A 19,977-nucleotide genomic window follows, 5' to 3' on the forward strand; every position below is an offset into this window, starting at 1 on the left:
TACTAGGGTAGGAACACAATGGGTATCCAGACTCCCAACGGCTTCAATCTCGACAATTCCGGCAAGCGCATCGTCGTCGATCCGGTGACCCGTATCGAAGGTCACATGCGGGTCGAGGTCAATGTCGACGCCGACAACATGATCCGCAATGCGGTCTCGACCGGCACGATGTGGCGTGGGATCGAAGTGATCCTGAAGAACCGCGATCCCCGCGACGCCTGGGCGTTCACCGAGCGGATCTGCGGCGTCTGCACCGGCACCCACGCACTGACGTCGGTGCGCGCGGTCGAGAACGCGCTCGGGATCACCATTCCGGAGAACGCCAATTCGATCCGCAATCTGATGCAGCTTGCATTGCAGGTGCACGACCACGTCGTGCATTTCTATCACCTTCACGCGCTGGACTGGGTCGACGTCGTCTCCGCGCTCTCGGCCGATCCGCGGGCGACCTCGACGCTGGCGCAGTCGATCTCGAACTGGCCGCTGTCGTCGCCCGGCTATTTCAAGGATCTGCAGACAAGGCTGAAGAAGTTCGTCGAATCCGGGCAGCTCGGTCCGTTCAAGAACGGTTATTGGGGCAGCAAGGCCTACAAGCTGCCGCCCGAGGCCAATCTGATGGCCGTGGCGCATTATCTGGAGGCGCTCGACTTCCAGAAGGAGATCGTCAAGATCCACACCATCTTCGGCGGCAAGAACCCGCATCCGAACTGGCTGGTCGGCGGCGTGCCCTGTCCGATCAACGTCGACGGCACGGGTGCCGTCGGCGCCATCAACATGGAGCGGTTGAACCTGATCTCCTCGATCATCGACCGGCTGATCGAGTTCAACGAAATGGTCTATCTGCCCGACGTGGCGGCGATCGGGTCGTTCTACAAGGACTGGCTCTATGGCGGCGGCCTCTCGGGCCAGAGCGTGCTCGCCTATGGCGACGTGCCCGAACATGCCAACGACTATTCCGCCAAGAGCCTGAAGCTGCCGCGGGGCGCCATCATCAACGGCAATCTGTCCGAAGTGTTTCCGGTCGATCACGCCAACCCCGACGAGATCCAGGAGTTCGTGGTCCACTCCTGGTACAAATACCCTGACGAGACCAAGGGCCTGCATCCCTGGGACGGCGTCACCGAGCCGAACTACGTGCTGGGGCCCAATGCGAAGGGCACCAAGACCGCGATCGAGCAGCTCGACGAGGGCGGCAAGTATTCGTGGATCAAGGCACCTCGCTGGAAGGGCCACGCCATGGAGGTCGGCCCGCTGGCGCGCTGGGTGGTCGGCTACGCGCAGAACAAATCCGAGTTCAAGGATCCCGTCGACAAGTTCCTGAGGGATTTGAACCTGCCGACGTCGGCGCTGTTCTCGACGCTCGGCCGCACCGCCGCGCGCGCGCTCGAATCCGTCTGGGCCGGACGGCAGATGCGCTACTTCCAGGACAAGCTCGTCGCCAACATCAAGGCCGGGGACAGCTCGACCGCGAATGTCGACAAGTGGAAGCCGGAGAGCTGGCCGAAGGAGGCCAAGGGCGTTGGCTTCACCGAGGCGCCGCGCGGCGCGCTCGCGCACTGGATCAAGATCAAGGACACCAAGATCGACAACTACCAGTGCGTGGTGCCGACGACCTGGAACGGCTCGCCGCGCGATCCCCAAGGGAACATCGGCGCCTTCGAGGCGTCACTAATGAACACGCCGATGGTCAATCCCGAGCAGCCGCTCGAGATTTTGCGCACCATCCACTCCTTCGATCCGTGCCTGGCTTGTTCGACGCACGTCATGAGCCCGGACGGCCAGGAACTCGCCAAGGTCAAGGTCAGGTAGGAGGGGATCATGATGGATGCAGTTGCTCCGGCCTCGGACGCCAGGCCCGACCTCGCGGCGATCGCTGCCGACGCTTCCGGCGAACGTGCGGTGGGCCGGCCCACCGTCTACGTCTACGAAGCGCCGGTGCGGATCTGCCACTGGGTGAACGCGTTTTCGATCATTGTGCTGATGGTGACCGGCTATCTGATCGGAACGCCGCTGCCGACGGTCGCGGGCGAGGCGTCCGACCATTTTGTGATGGGCTACATCCGCTTCGCCCATTTCGCCGCGGGACAGGTGCTCGCGGTATTCTTCCTGACGCGTATCCTGTGGGCCTTTGTCGGCAACCACCATTCCCGGCAGATCTTCTACATCCCGGTTCATCGCAAGCAATTCTGGAAGGAAGTGCTGCATGAAATCCGCTGGTACGCGTTCCTTGAGCGCGAGCCGAAGATGTATGTCGGCCACAATCCGCTGGCGCAGACCGCGATGTTCACGGGCTTCACGCTGTTCGTGGCCTTCATGATCATCACCGGCTTTGCGCTCTATTCCGAAGGTCAAGGCATCGATAGCTGGCAGCACAAGCTGTTCGGCTGGGTGTTTGCGATCTGGCCGAACAGTCAGGACGTTCACACCTGGCACCATCTCGGCATGTGGGCGCTGGTCGTATTCGTGATGGTGCACATCTACGCCGCGATCCGCGAAGACATCATGTCACGCCAGAGCATCATGTCCTCGATGATCTCGGGCGAACGGCAATTCCGCGACTGAAACGGGAAGGCTAACGATGCCGACATCCTCGCAAGGCGACCGCATCCTGGTGCTCGGCATCGGCAATATTCTGTGGGCCGACGAAGGCTTTGGCGTGCGCGCGGTGGAAGAGTTCCACCGCCGCTACGCCGTGCCCAACAATGTTACCATCCTCGACGGCGGCACGCAGGGCCTCTACCTCGTGAACTATCTGGAAGAGGCCGATCGCCTGATCGTGTTCGACGCGATCGACTACGGCCTCGAACCCGGCCAGTTGAAGCTGGTGCGGGACGATGAGGTGCCGCGTTTCACCGGCGCCAAGAAGATGAGCCTGCACCAGACCGGCTTCCAGGAGGTCATCAGCGCCGCCGACCTGCTCGGCCGGTGCCCGAAGCATCTCGTGCTGATCGGCTGCCAGCCGCTCGATCTCGAAGACTGGGGCGGGCCGCTGACGCCGCCGGTGCGCGACCAGATCGCGCCCGCGATCGATCTCGCCTGCCAGGTCTTGGCCGAGTGGGGCGTCACGGTCAGCCGCCGCAGGGCGCCATTGGCGGAGTCCGAGCGGCTGCTCGCCAATGACATCGATCACGCCAATTACGAGATGCGGCCGGCCTGAGAGGCGCGATCTCCGGAGAAAGCACGATGTGCCTCGGCCTGCCGATGACGATTGTCGAGACGGATGGCGTCTCGGCGCTGTGCGCATTTCGCGGCGAACAGCGCCGCGTCTCCATGCTGCTGCTCTCCAACCCGCCGGTCGGCACCCACGTGCTGGTCTATATCGACACCGCGATCCGGCTTCTCGATGAGGAAGAGGCGCGCCTGATTGGCGCCGCGATCGACGGTCTTGGTGCTGCGCTCGACGGTGAGGATTGCGACCGCTTCTTCGCCGACCTGATCGACCGCGAGCCGCAACTGCCAGCGCACCTGCGGTCCGAATAGGCCCACGTCCAGGCATCAACTGGAATCACGGCCTCCGCGGCCGGATCGGCGTGCGGGCGCCACAAGCTACCTGGAATGCGTCTTTCTATCTGCAAAGATAGCTTTCACTGATAATGGAAAGTATCTTATCATCGGGAGCCTGCGTCATCCGCGCGCAATAAAATATCTGATGTAGGTCAATGAGATAAACCCGGAAAGTCGCTAACATATCCTGGCACATGCCTTGCTAACCCCTATCCCGAACAATTCATAAGCTTGTCAGGGGAGGTCCAATGGAATTCCAGGTGGGGAAGCATGATCTGACGCGGCACGGCCTGAATGAGGTCGATGCCGCGACGGTTGAACATTTTCTTGGCTCAGCAGACGAGGCTGGTGCGATCGCCGTGCTGCTGTCGGCGGGCGATCCCAACCGCTTTCCGGAGGCGACCGACGTCGCTGTGGTGCTGCCGGAGCTGATCGCCGCATTCGGTGGCCGGCTGCGCGGTGCGGTCATCGCGCGCGGCGACGAGAGCGCGCTCGGCCAGCGTTTTGGCGTCCGCGTGCAGCCGACGCTGATCTTCGTCGCCAAGGGCGAGACACTGGGGCTGATCGCCAAGATCCAGGACTGGTCAGTCTATGTCGACCGCATCACCAAGCTGATCGACCGGCCGCGCGGGCAAAGCGCCGCGGTGGCCGTCACCATCGTGCCCCAGCACCGCACACAAGGTGTCGAGTTATGAAAGTCGGATTCTGGGATGCGCCCGAAGGCGCCGAGCAACCGGTCAGCGTGTTTCCGATCGGCGAAGAGAGTCTCAATGCATCGAAAGGAAGCCTCACGGCGGCCGGTGCGCTCGCCAAGCTTGCAACGCTCGACAGCGCGGAGCTTGCCAGGAGCTGCCCAAACGCGGTCGCGCTGCTCTCGCGGATCGCAGATGCGATCGCGGGCCAGAAAGCCGACGCGCCGTCGCAATTGTTCCGGCTCGCCAATCTCAACGATCTCGAGAGCAAGCTCATTGCCGACGTGCTCGGCGAAGGCGAGGTCGCCGGCGTCGTCGCGCTGCCGGATGGATCGCTGGCGCAGATCCAGGAATCGGTACTGGCAGGGATCTGGCGCGTGCGGCTCGAGACCGACGCCAACCACGAATATCTCGAGATCGGCGCCGTCCCGGAGATCGTCAAGCGCGCGGCCGCCGACCTGACATCCGCTGATTTCGAGATCGGACAGGTGCCTGAGGGTGCCATGAACGTGCTGCCGGTGCTCGCCGAGATCCGCGAGCGCGCGCTCGCGTGGCGGCCCGGCATCCGCTCGCAGATCATCAATTTCACGCTGTTGCCGATGAGCCCGGTCGACATGAGCTTTTTGCAGGACACGATCCGGAACGGACCGATTCAACTGGTGTCGCGCGGCTACGGCACCTGCCGCGTGCTGTCCACGGGCATCCGCAATGTCTGGTCCGTGCAGTTCTTCAACGCCATGGACACCATCATTCTCGATACGCTCGAAGTCGGCGGCGTGCCGACCGTTGCGCTGGCCGCGGACGAGGATTTCGAGGATTCCGCCGAGCGGCTCAAGGAAATCATCGAGGCCTATTTCAAATGAGCGCCTTCGAGAATTTTGGCGTGCGCCAGGACGTCACCGACGTCACGCGGCTGGAATGCGGCATCTGCTGGACCGTCTATGATCCGGCTGACGGTGACGATGTGGCGCAGATCGCGCCCGGCACGCCGTTCGCGGCGTTGCCGGAGGAGTGGCACTGCCCGAATTGCGACGCCCCGAAGTCCAAGTTCATGGCGATCGAATCATGACCGGGAGCGCGCCAAATCCGGACGCCGACGCCGTAGCATGGGGCGATCTCCTGGCCGGAAGCTATCGGGAGATCGGCGAGCGCGCCATGCGCGATCTGCCGATCTACAACGATGCGCTCGGCGTCGAAGCGGTCGGATTCCGCGCCTTCAACGGCACGATCGTCGGCATCATGGTCACGCCCTGGTTCATGAACGTGGTGCTGCCGGCGAGCGCGGTGGCACAGGCCACCTCGGGCGCGACTGCGCGTATTCGTTTTCCCGCGGGCGATATCGAGTTCACCATCAGCAGCGAGGTCGGGCAAATCGGCCGGATCGCGAGCTGCTCGCTGTTCTCGCCGATGTTCCAGTTCGCCGACATGGACGCCGCGCGGGCGACGGCTGAAGCCGCGCTTGCCGAGCTGATGCTGCCGGCCGACAGCGAGGAGGCGGTTCGCCGCCGCGAGCCCGCGACAACCCCGATCGATCGGCGTAACTTCCTGCGGGGTACCCTGACGGAGCGGCGCGGATGAGCCTCTCGTTCCGCAACGAAATCGACATTACGGTGTGGCTCTCCGGCGCCACGATCGCCGACGTCGCGATCCAGCCGCGCAGCCGGCCGCCGCTGACGCGCCTGTTTGCGGGAAAGCCGGCGGCCTCGCTGCTCCCGGTGCTGCCGCGGCTGTTCTCGCTCTGCTCGGTTGCCCATCAGGTCGCATTCCTGTCGGCAGTGGAAGCTGCGCAAGGGCAGGAGGCGGCGCCCGCGACGGTGCGGCATCGCCTCACCGTGGTCGTCGCCGAACGGCTGACCGAATTGCTGCGCGGCCTCTTCGTCGGACGGCGCGCGCTCGACGGCACAAGCGCTGTGGCGGTGCGCACCGTGATGCAGGCGAGTGCGCTCCTCGGCGGTCCGAGCGAGGCCGTGCCGCAGGCCCTGCGTCGCGATGCGGTCGCGCAGATCAGGACCGCGGTCGACACGCTGGGGATCTCCGAAGACCATGCGCTTGCGTCGGGCAGCGCGCTCGCAGCTTCCGTCGAGGGATGCGATGGCAGGCTGGTGTCGCAGCCGGTGGCCGAGCCATCGTTCCTGACGGCGGCGGACGATCTCGATATCGTCGCGCGTCTGCTGGCGGACGGGGCGGCCTATTCCGATGCGCCGGACCTCTGCGGCCAGATTCCGGAAACCGGCGTCTGGGCACGCAGGGCGCACCGCGAAGAGATTTCAGCGACGGCCGCAGGCCCCGCCGCGCGCCTGAGGGCGCGCATTGCCGAGGTCGCGCAGCTCTGCACCTGGCTCGATCACGGCGACGCGGATCTCGAACACGGCATCGTGGCGAGCTATCGGCTCGGCGCCGGCAAGGGCGCGGCCGCGGTCGAATGCGCGCGCGGCCGGCTCTATCACGCCGTCGTACTCGACGACGAGGATCGCATCGTCAACTTCGAATTCCTGGCGCCGACCGAGTGGAACTTTCACGCCCGCGGTCCACTGGTCCAAAGCCTCAAGGGCGCGACGCTCGCCGCCGGCCGACCGGGCCAGGATGCGGTTCGCGCGCTGGTCGGTTCCTTCGATCCCTGCGTCGGCTTCAGCCTGGATTTTCGCGAGGCCGGCCATGCATGAGATGGCGCTGTGCGAAGGCATCATTGGCATCGTCGAGGAGGAAGCGCGCAAGCGCGCTTTCGCCAAGGTGAACGTCGTCTGCCTCGAGATCGGTGCGCTCAGCCATGTCGCGCCGGAGGCCCTGCAATTCTGCTTCGAGGCCGTCGCCGCGCGGACCATCGCGCAAGGCGCCAAACTCGAGATCGTCGAGACGCCGGGCACGGCGTGGTGCATGGCCTGTTCCAAAAGCGTCGAGATCAAGCAGCGATACGAGCCGTGTCCGTCCTGCGGCGGCTATCAATTGCAGGTGACGGGCGGCGAAGAGATGCGCGTGAGGGAATTGGAGGTCGACTGATGTGTACGGTCTGCGGCTGCAGCGACGGCAAGGCGTCCATCGAACATGCCCATGATCATCATCATGATCACGGGCATGACCACGATCATGGTCACGACGGGCATCATCACCACCACCACGGTCATGACCATGACCACCATCATCACCACGATCACGCCCACGGCGACACCGGGCTGCTCGACTGCGGCGCCAATCCGGCCGGCCAGAAGATCGCCGGCATGAGCAGCGACCGCATCATCCAGGTCGAGCGCGACATCCTCGGCAAGAACGACAGGCTCGCCGCCGACAATCGCGCCCGCTTCCGCGCCGACGAGGTGCTTGCCTTCAACCTTGTCTCGAGCCCCGGCGCCGGCAAGACCTCGCTCTTGGTCCGTGCCGTCTCCGAGCTGAAGGACAGTTTTGCGATCGGCGTGATCGAAGGCGACCAGCAGACCTCCAACGATGCCGAGCGCATTCGCGCGACCGGCGTGCCGGCGATCCAGGTCAACACCGGCAAGGGCTGCCATCTCGATGCCGCCATGGTCGGCGAGGCCTATGACCGGCTGCCCTGGCTGAACGGCGGGCTGCTTTTCATCGAGAATGTCGGCAACCTCGTTTGCCCGGCAGCGTTCGATCTTGGCGAAGCCTGCAAGATCGTGGTGTTCTCGACCACCGAGGGCGAGGACAAGCCGCTGAAATATCCTGACATGTTCGCCGCATCGTCCCTGATGCTGATCAACAAGATCGATCTCGCCTCGGTGCTCGATTTCGATCTCGCCAGGACCATCGAATATGCGCGGCGGGTCAACCCGAAGATCGAGGTGCTGACGGTGTCGGCGCGCACCGGCGAAGGCTTTGCGGCGTTCTATGCCTGGATTCGCAGGCGGATGGAGGCGACGAGGCCGGCCGCGATGACGGCGGCGGAATGACGATGGGCGGCGAGGCTACAGCACTGGACGGACGGCGGCTGCGCCTGCATGTGCGTGGCGCGGTGCAGGGTGTCGGCTTTCGTCCCTATGTCTACGGCCTCGCCACGCGCTATCGCCTCGGCGGTTTCGTCGCCAACGATCCCCACGGCGTCATCATCGAGGTGGAAGGAGAGCGCGCGTCGGACTTCGTCGCGGCGCTGCCGCTCGAAAAGCCGCCGCTCGCCCGCATCGACGAGATCTCGGTGCACCCGGTCGGCGCCATGGCGAGCGAGGAGTTTTGCATCCGCGCCAGCAAGCAGGGCAGGGTATCGACGCGCATCGTCGCCGATGCGGCGACCTGTCCGGAATGCCTGCGTGAGCTGTTCGATCCCGCCAGCCGGTTTCATCGCTACCCCTTCGTCAACTGCACCCATTGCGGTCCGCGCTACACCATCGCCGAGCGGCTGCCCTACGATCGCCCCACCACCGCGATGAAGCGCTTCGCGATGTGCAAGGCCTGTGCGGACGACTATGCCGACGCCAGGAGCCGCCGCTTCCACGCCGAGGCGATCGCCTGCCCGCAATGCGGCCCAAGGCTCAGCCACGGAATCGAGGAGATCGCCGCCGCGATTGCCGCAGGCAAAATCGTCGCGATCAAGGGGCTCGGCGGCTATCAGCTCATCTGCGATGCCCGTGACGAAGCGGCCGTGCAGCGGCTGCGGCAGCGCAAGGAGCGCGATCAAAAGCCGTTTGCCGTGATGGTCGGCTCGGTGGACGCGGTCGCCGGCATCGCCGATGCCGACGCTGCCGAGCTTGCGTTGCTCGAAATGGCGCCGCGGCCGATCGTGCTGATGACGTCCCGCCATAGGCTCGCGCCTGCGATTGCGCCGGGGCTGTCGCGGATCGGCATCATGCTGCCGGTCACCCCGCTTCATCACCTGATCTTCGAGGCGCTGAATTCGGTGCATAAGCGGGCCGGCGAAAGTTGGGCGACCGTCGCCACCAGCGCCAACCCCGGCGGCGAGCCGCTTCTGCTCGACAATCGCGAGGCGGAGCTGCGCCTTGCCGGCATCGCCGATCTCATCGTCACCCATGACCGCGACATCGTCACGCGCGCCGACGATTCCGTGGCGGCGGTCGTCGCCGGGCGGACGCGGTTCATCCGCCGCGCCCGCGGTTACGTGCCCGAGCCGGTTCGTCTCGCGCAGACCGTGCCGCCGATCCTGGCCGTCGGCGGCGCGCTGAAGTCGACCGTGACGGTCACGCGCGGCAACGAGGCCTTCGTCTCCCAGCATATCGGCGATCTCGACACCGCGGAAGGCGTCCGCTTCTTCGAGGAAACCGTCGGCCATCTGCTGTCGACGCTGGACGTCGAGCCGGTGGTTATCGCCCATGATTTGCACCCGAACATGGCTTCGACCCGCTTCGCCGAAGCGAGCGGAAAGCGGCTGATCGCGGTCCAGCACCATCATGCCCATGCCGCTTCCGTCATGGCGGAGCATGGCCTCACGGGACCTGCGTTGGCGCTGGTGCTCGACGGCTTCGGCCAGGGTAGCGACGGCGGCAATTGGGGCGGCGAGCTCCTGCTGTGCCAGAGCGCGCAGTTCCGGCGGCTCGGACATCTGGCGCCAATGAAGTTGCCGGGTGGCGATCGTGCCGCGCGCGAGCCGTGGCGCATGGCCGCAAGCGTGCTGCATGGCCTTCGCCGCAGCGATGCGATCGCAACCCGTTTCGCGGCGCAGCCGCAGGCCGCACGTCTCTGCGCCATGCTCGAACGGCCGGGCGTGCCGGTGACGACCAGCGCCGGCCGGCTGTTCGACGCGGCGGCGGGATTGCTCGGTCTCTGCCCGGTGCAGAGCTACGAGGGCGAAGCCGCGATGAAGCTGGAGGCGCATGTTCGCACGCCGCGCTCCATGAAAGACGGCTGGACGATCGAGGACGGGGTGCTGTCCCTGTTTCCGTTGCTTGCGCAGCTTGCGGCCGAGGGCATCGATCCAGTCGACGGGGCCGGGCTGTTCCACGGCACGCTCGCCGCCGCCTGCGTCGACTGGATCGGCCGCGCGGCGCGCGAGACCGGCATCACGACCGTCGCCTTGAGCGGCGGCTGCTTTCTCAACGCGATCCTCAGTTCCGAGATTGAGCGCGGCTGTATCGCTGCCGGTCTCTCGCCGCTGTTGCCGCGGCAAATGCCGCCCAATGACGGCGGTCTCAGCCTCGGGCAGGCCTGGATCGCCGCACTCAAACTCCTCGAACCGCAAGGCCAGGAAGGAACCGCCTGATGTGTCTCGCGATACCCGCTGAGGTCACAAAACTCCTGCCCGACGAGATGGCGATCGTCTCCATCGACGGCGTCAGCAAGGAAATTTCGGTCGCCCTGATCGAGGACCTCGCCGTCGGCGACTACGTGATCATCCATGTCGGTTACGCCCTGACCAAGATCGATCCGGAGGAGGCGAGGCGGACGCTCGAATTGTTGCGCGAGCTCAGCACCGAGGGACAGGGAGCCGCGTCATGAAATATGCCGATGAGTTTCGCGACAAGGAGATCGCGCTCGGGCTCGCCAAAGCGATCCGCGCGGAAGCCGATCCGCGAAAGCCCTATCGCTTCATGGAATTCTGCGGCGGCCATACCCACGCGATCTCGCGTTACGGCCTCGAGGACATGCTGCCGAAGAACGTGCGGATGATCCACGGGCCCGGCTGTCCGGTCTGTGTGCTGCCGGCCGGGCGCATCGACATGGCGATCCGGCTCGCCGAGCGGCCAGACATCATCCTGTGCGTCTATGGCGACCTGATGCGCGTCCCGGGCTCGCAGGGCGCATCGCTCCTGAAGGCGAAGGCCCGTGGTGCCGACATCCGCATGGTCTATTCCACGATCGACGCGATCCGGATCGCCGAGGACAATCCCGGGCGCGAGGTGGTGTTCTTCGCCATCGGCTTCGAGACGACGACGCCGCCGACCGCGGTCATGATCCGATTGGCCGGGAAGAAGCAACTCGAAAACTTCAGCGTGTTCTGCAACCACGTGCTGACGCCGCCGGCGATGCAGAACATCCTGGAGAGCCCGGACATCCGCAACATCGGCCGCGTCGAGATCGATGGTTTTGTCGGACCCGCCCACGTCTCGACCATCATCGGTACCGCGCCTTACGAGTTCTTCGCCGAGGAGTTCGGCAAGCCTGTGGTGATCGCGGGCTTCGAGCCGCTCGACATGATGCAGGCGATCCTGATGCTGGTGCGGCAGGTCAACGAGCACAGGCATGAGGTCGAGAACCAGTACAGCCGCGCCGTGACCCGCGACGGCAATCTGCGCGCCAAGGAAGAAGTGTCCGACGTCTTCGAGCTGCGCGATCAGTTCGAGTGGCGCGGGCTCGGGCAGGTGCCCTATAGCGGGTTGAAGCTGAAGCGCGCTTACGCGAAATACGACGCGGAGGTCCGCTTCGACATGAACGAGCTGCGCGTCGACGACAATCCGGCCTGCGAATGCGGCGCGATCCTGCGCGGTGTGAAGAAGCCGGTGGATTGCAAGCTGTTCGGCACCGTCTGCACGCCGGAGACGCCGATGGGCTCCTGCATGGTGTCCTCCGAAGGCGCCTGCGCCGCGCACTGGACTTACGGCCGCTTCCGCGATCATCAGCAGAGGCGGGCGTCATGAAGGCCTATCAGCGCAAGCTCGACATCAGGAACGGCTGCGTCGACCTGTCCCACGGCTCGGGCGGCCGCGCCATGGCGCAGTTGATCTCCGGCCTGTTCCACGAGGCCTTTGGCAACGAATGGCTGGCGCGCGGCAACGACCAGTCGGCGTTCGACGTCGGCGCCGGGCGCATGGTGATGACGACCGACGGCTATGTGGTCTCACCGCTGTTCTTTCCCGGCGGCAATATCGGCTCGCTGGCGGTGCACGGCACCGTCAACGACATCGCCATGGCCGGCGCGAAGCCGCTCTATCTCTCGGCGAGCTTCATCATCGAGGAGGGCTTTCGCTTCGCCGACCTCAAGCTGATCGCAGAGTCCATGGGGGCGGCGGCGCGCGACGCCGGCGTCCACATCATCACCGGTGACACTAAGGTGGTCGAGCGCGGCAAGGCCGACGGCCTGTTCATCTCGACCGCGGGCGTCGGCGTCGTGCCTGACGGGCTCGATCTGTCGGCCGAGAAGGCCCGCGTCGGCGATCGCGTCCTGATCTCCGGCACGCTCGGCGACCACGGCGTCGCCATCATGTCCAAGCGGCAGAATCTCGCTTTTGAGACCGAGATCGTCTCGGACTCGGCGTCGCTGCACGATCTCGTCGCCAGGATGGTGCAGGCCGGCGGTCATGGCATCCGCCTGATGCGCGATCCCACGCGCGGCGGGCTCGCCGCGACGCTGAACGAGATCGCCCAGCAGTCCAACCTCGGCTTCCATCTCCTCGAGGAGGCGATCCCGGTGAAGCCGGGCGTGGCTGCGGCTTGCGAGCTGCTTGGACTCGATCCGCTCCACGTCGCCAATGAGGGCAAGCTGGTCGCGATCGTCGCGCCGGAGGCCGCCGGGGCGGTGCTGGCCGCGATGCGGGCGCATCCGCTCGGCCGCGACGCCGCCGACATTGGCGAGGCCGTTGCCGACGATCATCATTTCGTGCAGATGGCGACGAGCTTCGGCGGCGGTCGAATCGTCGATTGGCTGTCGGGCGAGCAACTGCCGAGAATCTGTTGAGGCTTCGAGATGCGCATCCTGCTGCTATCGCACTCCTTCAACAGCCTGACGCAGCGGCTCCATGTCGAGTTGCGCGAGCGCGGCCACGAGGTTTCGGTCGAGCTGGACATCCACGCCGACGTCACGCGCGAGAGCGTGGCGCTGCATCGGCCGGACCTGGTGATCGCGCCGTTCCTGAAGCGCGCGATCCCCGACGACGTCTGGCGGAGCGTGCGCTGCCTGGTCGTCCATCCCGGGCCGCCCGGCGACCGCGGTCCCGCCGCGCTCGACTGGGCGATTCTGGAAGGCGTCGCCGAGTGGGGCGTCACGGTGCTACAGGCGGATGGCGAGTTCGATGCCGGTCCGGTCTGGTCGTTCCGCAGCTTCCCGATGCGGTGCGCGGCCAAGTCCAGCATCTACCGCAACGAGCTAACCTCCTGCGCGGTCGCAGCCGTGCTCGAAGCGGTCGCTGCGATCGAAGCCGGACAGGCTGCCCCGCAGCCGATGCAGGCGGGTGACCCGCGCATTCGCGTGCGCGGACCTTGCCATCAGGCGGACCGGACGATCGACTGGCAGCACGACAGCACCATGACCGTGCTGCGCAAGATCAACAGCGCCGATGGCATGCCGGGCCTCGTCGATAGCCTGTTCTTCCAGGAGGTCAGGCTGTTCGATGCGCACGAAGCGCACGATATCTCCGGCGTGCCCGGCACAGTCATCGCGCAATGCGAAGGCGCGCTGGCGCGTGCCACGGTCGATGGCGCGGTCTGGATCGGCCATGTCAAGCGACTCGCGCCGAAGAGCCTGAAGCTGCCCGCGGCGAAAGTCTTCGCCGCGGAGGCGGCGTATTTGCCGCACCGGCCTGGCTGCGGCTACGCCCCGATCCGATATCGCGAGCATGGCGAGGTCGGCGAGCTCGCGTTCTCCTTCTTTAACGGCGCCATGGCGACCGGTGACTGCGAAGCCTTGCTCGGCGCCTATCGCGCTGCGCTGGAACGCCCGACCAGGGTGTTGCTGCTGACCGGCGGCCCCGACTATTGGTCGAACGGCATCCATCTTGCCGAGATCGAGGCAGCCGAAAGCGCCGCGGACGAGTCCTGGCGCAACATCAATGCGATCGACGATCTCGCCCGCGCGATCATCGAGACCACCGATCGCCTGGTCGTCTCGGTCATTCGCGGCAATGCGGGTGCGGGCGGCGTGTTCCTGAGTCTTGCCGCCGACGAGGTCTGGGCGAGCGACCAGATCATCCTCAATCCGCATTACAAGGACATGGGCAATCTCTACGGCTCGGAATACTGGACCTATCTGCTGCCGCGCCGTGCGGGGGCCGTGAACGCAACCCGGATCACGCAATGCCGGCTCCCGATGGGCGTGGCGGAAGCCCGGCGCCTCGCCATCGTCGACCGCGTGCTGTCGGGCGAGGGGCTCGCCGACGCAAGCCTCGTGCAGAGCGGCGCAGCCATGGCGTCGGATGCCGGCTTTGCCGCGCGCCTTGCCGCCAAGCAGCAGCGGCGAGCCGCCGATGAGGCCGAAAAGCCCCTGCAATCCTACCGCGACGAGGAGCTGCGGCGGATGAAGCTGAATTTCTACGGCTTCGATCCGAGCTATCATGTCGCGCGCTACAATTTCATCCATAAGGTACCGAAGTCGCGCACGCCGCTGACCATCGCAGGTCACCGTATCAGGCGTGCGCCAGGTCGGCCTGTCGGCATGGCGGTGTCATCGTGAGCATTCAGGGAACCATTCTCGTCGTCGACGACGAGGTCCGCTCGCAGGAAGCGTTGCGGCGCGTGCTCAGGGAGGATTTCGAGGTGCTCTGCGTCGGCAACGCGACCGATGCGGAGAAGCTGCTGGAGGGCGAGATCGTCCACGCGATCCTCTGCGACCAGCGGATGCCGCACGAATCCGGCGTGAGCTTCCTGAAGCGCGTCCGCGAGCTCTGGCCGGATCCGGTGCGGATGATCATTTCCGGCTATTCGGAGTCCGAGGATATTATCGCGGGACTGAACGAGGCCGGCATCTATCAATACATCGCCAAACCCTGGCAGCCGGACCAGCTGGTCGAAACCGTCAAGGAGGCGGTTCAGCTCTATCGGCTGCAGAAGGAGACCGAGACCGCCGGCGTCGACGTCAAGGCGACCTCCGGGCACATCAAGAAGGTCGTCTCGGTCAAGCGCGGAGTGGCCAAGCAGCTCTACGATTTCGACCGCATCGTGCATTCGACGGAAAGCCCGATGCACGCCGTGATCGAGCTCGGCAGGCGCGCCGCCGACTACGATATCTCGGTTCTGATCACCGGAGAATCCGGCACCGGCAAAGAGCTTCTGGCTCGCGCCATCCATTACGGCTCGGCGCGGGCCAACAGGGCGTTCGTGGTCGAGAACTGCGGCGCGCTGCCGGACGAGCTCCTGGAAAGCGAGCTGTTCGGTTGCAAGAAGGGCGCCTTCACCGGCGCCTACCAGGATCGCATCGGCCTGTTCGAGGTCGCCGATGGCGGCACCATCTTCCTCGACGAGATCGGCGAGACCTCGCCGGCGTTCCAGGTCAAGCTGCTGCGTGTGCTGCAGGAGAGCGAGATCCGGCCGCTCGGCGCGCAGCGCGTGCGCAAGGTCGACGTTCGCGTGGTGGCGGCGACCAATCGCGACCTGGAGGCGGAGGTCGAGGCCGGCCGCTTCCGGCGCGACCTGTACTACCGCCTCGCCGCATTCCCGGTGCACATGCCGGCGCTGCGCGAGCGCCCGATGGACATCCCGCTGATTGCGGAGGGCGTGCTGTCGGCGGTCAAGAGCTCCTTCAACCGGCCGAATCTGCGCTTCGCGCGTTCGGCGCTGGAGGAATTCGGCAAATATCACTGGCCGGGCAACGTCCGCGAGCTCCAGAACGAGATCCAGCGCATGGCCGTGCTCGCCGACCAAGACGAGCTGCGCACCCCGCCGCTGCTCGGCCGCCGCAATGGGAAGCGATCCGCGCCGATGCCGGCCCACGGCAGGCTGAACGGATCGGCCTCGCTGAAAGACAAGGTGGAGGATCTCGAGAAGTCGGTTATCATGAACTGCCTGGAGAGGAACGACGGAAACATCAGTCGTGTCGCCAGCGAGCTGGGTCTCTCACGGGTAGGGCTCAGGAACAAGCTGTCCAGGTATGATCTGAGAAAAAATGCCAAAGGCGACGCATTCTCCTGAAGCGAGCGAGGCGGATTCGCTGCTCAAGCTGGTCACCAGCGGCGGCGCGATCGAGTTCGACCGCGAGCGCGAAGGCGCCTGGATCGAAGTCATCCGCAAGATGGACGAGGTCTATTCGGACCTGTTGCGCTACGAGGTCGACCTCGAGCACAAGAACGCGGAGCTCGAGGAGGCGCAGGCCTTCGTCACCAACGTCATCGAATCCGTCTCGGACATCCTGATCGTCTGCGACGCCAGGGGGATGGTGCAGCAGGTCAATTCCGCGTTCCAGCATGCGCTCGGCCGCAGCGTCGGGGACGTGATCGGCAGGAACATCGCCGACGTCATCGATGCCGCCGACGGTGCCAAGCTGGTGCCGCTATTGAAGCCGCGCGGCACGCCCGACGTCGTCGACGGTGAATTGAGGTTTGCGACGGACGGCGGCAGCACCGATCTGTTCGCGATCAACAGTTCGCCGCGGCACGATCATCGCGGCCGCTTTATCGGCGTGGTGCTGACGGGGCGGCCGATCGGCGAGCTGCGTCGCGCCTATGAGGCGCTGCACAAGGCCCATCAGGAATTGCAGCGCGCCCAGCGGCAGCTGGTCGAGCAGGAGAAGATGGCGAGCCTCGGCCGTCTCGTCGCCGGCGTCGCGCACGAATTGAACAATCCGATCAGCTTCGTTTACGGCAACATTCACACCTTGATCCGCTACCGCGCGGCCATCGTCGCCTATCTCGACGCGATCCACGGCAAGGGCCGGGCGAGCGACCTCGCCGCACTGAAGAAGAGCCTGCGCATCGACGAGGTCATGGAGGATTTCGGCCCGCTGATCGAGGGCACCATGGAGGGGGCGGTCCGGATCAGCGAGATCGTGAAGAATCTGCGCCGGCTCTCCTTCAGCAAGCTCGGCGAGGTCGAGCGCGTCAATATCGAGCGTTTGATCAACACCGCTGTGCTGTGGGCCGTCCGCACCAAGCAGGTGCGCATCGACCTGCAGATGGAGCTCGAGCCGGAACTCTGGATCTCCGGCAACGAGGGACAGTTGCACCAGGTCATCGTCAATCTCGTCGAGAACGCGATCGACGCGATGCGCGACACCGAATTGCCGCGGCTGGTCGTCTCGGCGGCGCGCAAGGGGAACGAGATCCTGTTCCGGATTTCGGACAACGGTCCGGGAATCGACAAGGATCACATCAGCCACATCTTCGAGCCGTTCTTCACGACCAAGCGGGTCGGCGAGGGCACGGGACTCGGCCTCTGGATCAGTTACGGCATTGTGCGCGAGCACGGCGGCGAGCTTCTCGCCGCGAATGAGCCGGACGGCGGCGCGACGTTCTCTTTTGCCTTGCCGGCTGCGTAAACACCTGGCGCGCAGCTCTCTAACGAAGGCTATCGATACGTCCTCAGGACGTGAGTTCGCCTGTGTCGGCGCGGCGCTTTGCAGCAAGCAAGACTTTTCTCATCTGCCTGACCACCGGCGGCTCAATTGCTCCCTGGCGATTCAAGGCCGGGAGCTTGAACGATGTCCACTGCCCATCCGAGGTTAACCACCAGCCTTCTCCGCGCCTCCTGGAAATTCGCTGTCCTGAGGCTGACACAGAGCAAGGGGCGGCCATGGATTTCCTGGGCGCGTTTCCCCAGTCTAATCTGAATGCAGTACCGGCCGTCCGGACGGCGGTGGAGATAGGCCGGGCGGGCCATGTCGTTGCCTTTCTGAGGAGCCCGGCCAGGGGCGATACATCCCGGCGAGATGAATCGCCCCTGGCTCGAACTCCAAGACTCAGGCAAGACATTGTTTTTTCGATGGAATTGCTGTCGTGGGGGATGTGGTAGCGTGTCCCTCTCCCGCTACCAATTGTTCCGTACAAATCACTCGAGCGTTGCGATCCGCTCATTCTTCAACATGCGAAGCTGCGTGGCGAGAACGCTTGTGGCTGCCGGTGCCATCGGCCTTAGGTTGTCTAGAGACTGGATTGCTCTTAGATGGCAGAATGTTCGAAGTTGCTCCCTTTCGGATATGCCCCCGCTGCGAAGGCGAATCGTTCGGCACTCTGTCTGTCGGGGGCACCCGCGTTGTCAAACGCTGTAAAGCATGCGCGTACTCACATGACGAGGTACTTCCTGACGTCGATAAGCGCGTCGTTTATCTTGATCAATTTGCGGTAAGCGAACTCTACAAGACCAAAACGAAGACGCGGAAACCGGGTGCGCCTCGCGAACAATTTTGGCAGGATTGCTACGCGCTCGCCAATCGTGCCTACCTGAGACAGCAGGTAATATTTCCGGCCTCGAATCTCCATTCGGATGAGACGATTGTTTGGCATTCTCCGGCCGAGTTGCGCCTTGCACATGAAATGTTCAGTGGGGAAACCTCGTTCGAGAGGACGGATGCAATCGCCACACAGCAAGAATGGGAATTTGCGAAAGCCTATTTAAAGGGCGAGCCGCCGCCGTCCCTCGGCACAAGTGTTGACGAGATCATTTTTGGAACTCGCAATGTTTGGCTGCCCATCTACCATATCAGTGTGAACTCAGATTATTCAGTCTTCGCGCCTGGATTGCGACAGGACAAGGCGGTTGCCGAAGCGAGCCTCAAGCAGTTGGCTGATGTTTGGGTCAAGAAGAGGCCGACTTTCAATGACATTTTGCAAAACGAGTTATCGAGCTACGGCTCAGCGATGCGGGAATCTCTGAGCGTGCAAATAAGTAAAACGCAGGCGGCGATTGTGTCCGACGACCCCACCAGTGTTTTGGATATCCGTTTCGGATTGATCGGCCGCTATGCACGATTATCCGCACTGTTTGAGCGTAATGGTGTGCCTGCGAAAGACGCGTTTAAGGAGGTGCTGAATTTTCTGGAATGGCCGGGAAATCAGCAGCAGCCGGCACACAAGATTTTTGCTTATCTGTTCGCTGCGCTGGGTTGGAGAATCTCGTCGGGCCAGCGCCCGGTAATGAACGCAAGCATCCTGAACGACTTCTCTGCGATATCGACATATCCGGCGCAATTCCTTCCTCGCCTCGTGAGGAGCGACGCTGAACAACTCATTCGTACCCTCTACATTGACCTTTCGGTCAATAAAATGGCGGTGCGTTGCGCTCTCGACGACCGTGCTGTCCGTGACATGAACGAAGTCTGATAGCTCCCACGGTCCGTGAGCTGCGTACGCTTCACCCCCATTTATTCCGCGCAAGCGTTCGCTGATGGGCCGCTCAGTACGGCCGATTTTTATGTGATCACTGTTCGGCGAAACGAGAATATAGACGAAGCCATGCGGCATACGAACGCCCCTCATACCCAGGCGACACGTTTATCGAGATGACGCGGAGAAGGGAAATAGACAAATGGTCTGAGCCGGCCCTGCTTTGTGGCGTCCGTTGGCGCGAGCGCCTTCGACGGGAAAAGCATAAAGGATTGCCCGCTTCAGGACGCGTCGGTCAAAATCCGCCCTGTGTCGCCACCCCGTCAACCCCTCCCCGCGAAAATATTCCACTTTACCGAAATTCGGATTTGTCGTATGTGTCGCCCATCCCGGCTCATCCTTGAGGGGCGATCTTGTGTCGTCACGTTTCGCGAGCCGGGCTTGCGGTGGACGCGGCAGCGTCGGGCGCGAGATGTTAGGGCAGGGCGGATTGCTCTCCGTGAGCCCAAAACGTCGCGCCGGATGAGCGACGCTGTCAGGTTCGTCTCGTCTGTAAGTTTCCGGCTCCGTCGACAGGGCTGGAAAGACTGCGGCGAAATGGCGAACCGTGCGTACGGCAAAACCGTGTGGTCCTGGCCGTCGTTGCTACGGTCAAGCTCTTGTGGATGCGGCAGTCGCGTCAACCGGCGCGGCGCCGGTGAATTTCGCAAGGACGAGGGAGGCCAGCAGGAACTCGGCTCCCGGGAGAGCACGGCATAAGCCGTCCAACCACTGCGCAGGGAAGGCCGAGTGATTGGCTACACCTGTATGCTGCTGTGCGGTTCTTTTGCGCTACACCTCGCGCAGCGGACCGCGGGTGCCGTCGGGCACCCGGCCTTCCCTGCGCCCTCTTGGCTTTGAGAGGGCAGAGCGACGAA

General features: G+C 64.3%; 19 protein-coding genes. 18 read left to right on the forward strand and 1 reads right to left on the reverse strand.

Going from position 1 to position 19,977, the window contains the following annotated elements:
* Positions 1-18: 18 nt before the first annotated feature.
* The 18 genes from ACFLEY_RS09295 to ACFLEY_RS09380 all read left to right on the forward strand — a co-directional run bounded on the left by ACFLEY_RS09295 (position 19) and on the right by ACFLEY_RS09380 (position 17,277).
* On the forward strand, positions 19-1,809 hold the full coding sequence (locus tag ACFLEY_RS09295; protein ID WP_060911516.1) for a nickel-dependent hydrogenase large subunit: 1,791 nt from the start codon (positions 19-21) through the stop codon (positions 1,807-1,809).
* 9 nt (positions 1,810-1,818) lie between these two features.
* The gene (gene cybH / locus ACFLEY_RS09300) at positions 1,819-2,562 is read left to right on the forward strand and encodes a Ni/Fe-hydrogenase, b-type cytochrome subunit (protein WP_060908779.1); all 744 of its coding nucleotides are present in this window, start codon (positions 1,819-1,821) and stop codon (positions 2,560-2,562) included.
* 16 nt (positions 2,563-2,578) lie between these two features.
* Positions 2,579-3,157 carry a HyaD/HybD family hydrogenase maturation endopeptidase gene (locus tag ACFLEY_RS09305; protein WP_060908778.1) on the forward strand — a complete coding sequence of 193 codons (579 nt, stop codon included), beginning with the start codon at positions 2,579-2,581 and terminating at the stop codon, positions 3,155-3,157.
* A 26-nt stretch (positions 3,158-3,183) separates the two neighbouring features.
* Complete coding sequence (locus ACFLEY_RS09310) at positions 3,184-3,480, forward strand: HypC/HybG/HupF family hydrogenase formation chaperone (RefSeq protein WP_011089676.1); 297 nt, start codon at positions 3,184-3,186, stop codon at positions 3,478-3,480.
* A gap of 272 nt (positions 3,481-3,752) precedes the next feature.
* Positions 3,753-4,199: a hydrogenase accessory protein gene (locus ACFLEY_RS09315; protein WP_060908777.1), complete on the forward strand. Its 447-nt coding sequence runs from the start codon at positions 3,753-3,755 to the stop codon at positions 4,197-4,199.
* The gene (locus tag ACFLEY_RS09320) at positions 4,196-5,059 is read left to right on the forward strand and encodes a hydrogenase expression/formation protein (RefSeq protein WP_011089674.1); all 864 of its coding nucleotides are present in this window, start codon (positions 4,196-4,198) and stop codon (positions 5,057-5,059) included. The genes ACFLEY_RS09315 and ACFLEY_RS09320 overlap by 4 nt, the downstream gene beginning before the upstream one ends.
* Positions 5,056-5,265 (forward strand): rubredoxin, encoded by a 210-nt coding sequence (locus ACFLEY_RS09325; protein WP_011089673.1) that lies wholly within the window; start codon positions 5,056-5,058, stop codon positions 5,263-5,265. The genes ACFLEY_RS09320 and ACFLEY_RS09325 overlap by 4 nt, the downstream gene beginning before the upstream one ends.
* Positions 5,262-5,774, forward strand: a complete 513-nt coding sequence (gene hybE, locus ACFLEY_RS09330; RefSeq protein WP_060908776.1) for a [NiFe]-hydrogenase assembly chaperone HybE — start codon at positions 5,262-5,264, stop codon at positions 5,772-5,774. Before ACFLEY_RS09325 ends, hybE begins: the two co-directional genes overlap by 4 nt.
* The gene (locus tag ACFLEY_RS09335; protein ID WP_060908775.1) at positions 5,771-6,859 is read left to right on the forward strand and encodes a nickel-dependent hydrogenase large subunit; all 1,089 of its coding nucleotides are present in this window, start codon (positions 5,771-5,773) and stop codon (positions 6,857-6,859) included. The genes hybE and ACFLEY_RS09335 overlap by 4 nt, the downstream gene beginning before the upstream one ends.
* Complete coding sequence (hypA, locus tag ACFLEY_RS09340) at positions 6,852-7,193, forward strand: hydrogenase maturation nickel metallochaperone HypA (protein ID WP_011089670.1); 342 nt, start codon at positions 6,852-6,854, stop codon at positions 7,191-7,193. Before ACFLEY_RS09335 ends, hypA begins: the two co-directional genes overlap by 8 nt.
* Entirely contained in the window at positions 7,193-8,101 is a 909-nt protein-coding gene (hypB, locus tag ACFLEY_RS09345) for a hydrogenase nickel incorporation protein HypB (RefSeq protein WP_060908774.1), read from the forward strand. Before hypA ends, hypB begins: the two co-directional genes overlap by 1 nt.
* On the forward strand, positions 8,098-10,359 hold the full coding sequence (hypF, locus tag ACFLEY_RS09350) for a carbamoyltransferase HypF (RefSeq protein WP_060908773.1): 2,262 nt from the start codon (positions 8,098-8,100) through the stop codon (positions 10,357-10,359). Before hypB ends, hypF begins: the two co-directional genes overlap by 4 nt.
* Positions 10,359-10,595, forward strand: coding sequence for a HypC/HybG/HupF family hydrogenase formation chaperone (locus ACFLEY_RS09355; protein WP_011089667.1), 237 nt, complete (start codon positions 10,359-10,361; stop codon positions 10,593-10,595). The genes hypF and ACFLEY_RS09355 overlap by 1 nt, the downstream gene beginning before the upstream one ends.
* Positions 10,592-11,734, forward strand: coding sequence for a hydrogenase formation protein HypD (gene hypD, locus ACFLEY_RS09360; RefSeq protein ID WP_060908771.1), 1,143 nt, complete (start codon positions 10,592-10,594; stop codon positions 11,732-11,734). Before ACFLEY_RS09355 ends, hypD begins: the two co-directional genes overlap by 4 nt.
* The gene (hypE, locus tag ACFLEY_RS09365) at positions 11,731-12,771 is read left to right on the forward strand and encodes a hydrogenase expression/formation protein HypE (RefSeq protein WP_060908770.1); all 1,041 of its coding nucleotides are present in this window, start codon (positions 11,731-11,733) and stop codon (positions 12,769-12,771) included. Before hypD ends, hypE begins: the two co-directional genes overlap by 4 nt.
* A gap of 9 nt (positions 12,772-12,780) precedes the next feature.
* The gene (locus ACFLEY_RS09370; RefSeq protein ID WP_211434079.1) at positions 12,781-14,481 is read left to right on the forward strand and encodes a hydrogenase maturation protein; all 1,701 of its coding nucleotides are present in this window, start codon (positions 12,781-12,783) and stop codon (positions 14,479-14,481) included.
* Positions 14,478-15,935: a sigma-54 dependent transcriptional regulator gene (locus ACFLEY_RS09375; protein ID WP_060908768.1), complete on the forward strand. Its 1,458-nt coding sequence runs from the start codon at positions 14,478-14,480 to the stop codon at positions 15,933-15,935. Before ACFLEY_RS09370 ends, ACFLEY_RS09375 begins: the two co-directional genes overlap by 4 nt.
* Positions 15,910-17,277, forward strand: coding sequence for a sensor histidine kinase (locus ACFLEY_RS09380; protein ID WP_060908767.1), 1,368 nt, complete (start codon positions 15,910-15,912; stop codon positions 17,275-17,277). Before ACFLEY_RS09375 ends, ACFLEY_RS09380 begins: the two co-directional genes overlap by 26 nt.
* Before the next feature lie 1,429 nt (positions 17,278-18,706).
* Here the strand turns inward: ACFLEY_RS09380 and ACFLEY_RS09385 are convergent.
* Complete coding sequence (locus ACFLEY_RS09385; RefSeq protein WP_171901123.1) at positions 18,707-19,213, reverse strand: GIY-YIG nuclease family protein; 507 nt, start codon at positions 19,211-19,213, stop codon at positions 18,707-18,709.
* Positions 19,214-19,977 lie beyond the last annotated feature (764 nt).

It is taken from the genome of Bradyrhizobium sp. YCK136 (assembly GCF_044570075.1).
GTDB lineage: Bacteria > Pseudomonadota > Alphaproteobacteria > Rhizobiales > Xanthobacteraceae > Bradyrhizobium > Bradyrhizobium diazoefficiens.

Coding starts and splice junctions, on each gene's coding strand:
- ACFLEY_RS09295 (WP_060911516.1), top strand. CDS start 19: ATGGGTATCCAGACTCCCAACGGCTTCAATCTCGACAATTCCGGCAAG.
- cybH (WP_060908779.1), top strand. CDS start 1,819: ATGATGGATGCAGTTGCTCCGGCCTCGGACGCCAGGCCCGACCTCGCG.
- ACFLEY_RS09305 (WP_060908778.1), top strand. CDS start 2,579: ATGCCGACATCCTCGCAAGGCGACCGCATCCTGGTGCTCGGCATCGGC.
- ACFLEY_RS09310 (WP_011089676.1), top strand. CDS start 3,184: ATGTGCCTCGGCCTGCCGATGACGATTGTCGAGACGGATGGCGTCTCG.
- ACFLEY_RS09315 (WP_060908777.1), top strand. CDS start 3,753: ATGGAATTCCAGGTGGGGAAGCATGATCTGACGCGGCACGGCCTGAAT.
- ACFLEY_RS09320 (WP_011089674.1), top strand. CDS start 4,196: ATGAAAGTCGGATTCTGGGATGCGCCCGAAGGCGCCGAGCAACCGGTC.
- ACFLEY_RS09325 (WP_011089673.1), top strand. CDS start 5,056: ATGAGCGCCTTCGAGAATTTTGGCGTGCGCCAGGACGTCACCGACGTC.
- hybE (WP_060908776.1), top strand. CDS start 5,262: ATGACCGGGAGCGCGCCAAATCCGGACGCCGACGCCGTAGCATGGGGC.
- ACFLEY_RS09335 (WP_060908775.1), top strand. CDS start 5,771: ATGAGCCTCTCGTTCCGCAACGAAATCGACATTACGGTGTGGCTCTCC.
- hypA (WP_011089670.1), top strand. CDS start 6,852: ATGCATGAGATGGCGCTGTGCGAAGGCATCATTGGCATCGTCGAGGAG.
- hypB (WP_060908774.1), top strand. CDS start 7,193: ATGTGTACGGTCTGCGGCTGCAGCGACGGCAAGGCGTCCATCGAACAT.
- hypF (WP_060908773.1), top strand. CDS start 8,098: ATGACGATGGGCGGCGAGGCTACAGCACTGGACGGACGGCGGCTGCGC.
- ACFLEY_RS09355 (WP_011089667.1), top strand. CDS start 10,359: ATGTGTCTCGCGATACCCGCTGAGGTCACAAAACTCCTGCCCGACGAG.
- hypD (WP_060908771.1), top strand. CDS start 10,592: ATGAAATATGCCGATGAGTTTCGCGACAAGGAGATCGCGCTCGGGCTC.
- hypE (WP_060908770.1), top strand. CDS start 11,731: ATGAAGGCCTATCAGCGCAAGCTCGACATCAGGAACGGCTGCGTCGAC.
- ACFLEY_RS09370 (WP_211434079.1), top strand. CDS start 12,781: ATGCGCATCCTGCTGCTATCGCACTCCTTCAACAGCCTGACGCAGCGG.
- ACFLEY_RS09380 (WP_060908767.1), top strand. CDS start 15,910: ATGCCAAAGGCGACGCATTCTCCTGAAGCGAGCGAGGCGGATTCGCTG.
- ACFLEY_RS09385 (WP_171901123.1), bottom strand. CDS start 19,213: ATGAGGGGCGTTCGTATGCCGCATGGCTTCGTCTATATTCTCGTTTCG.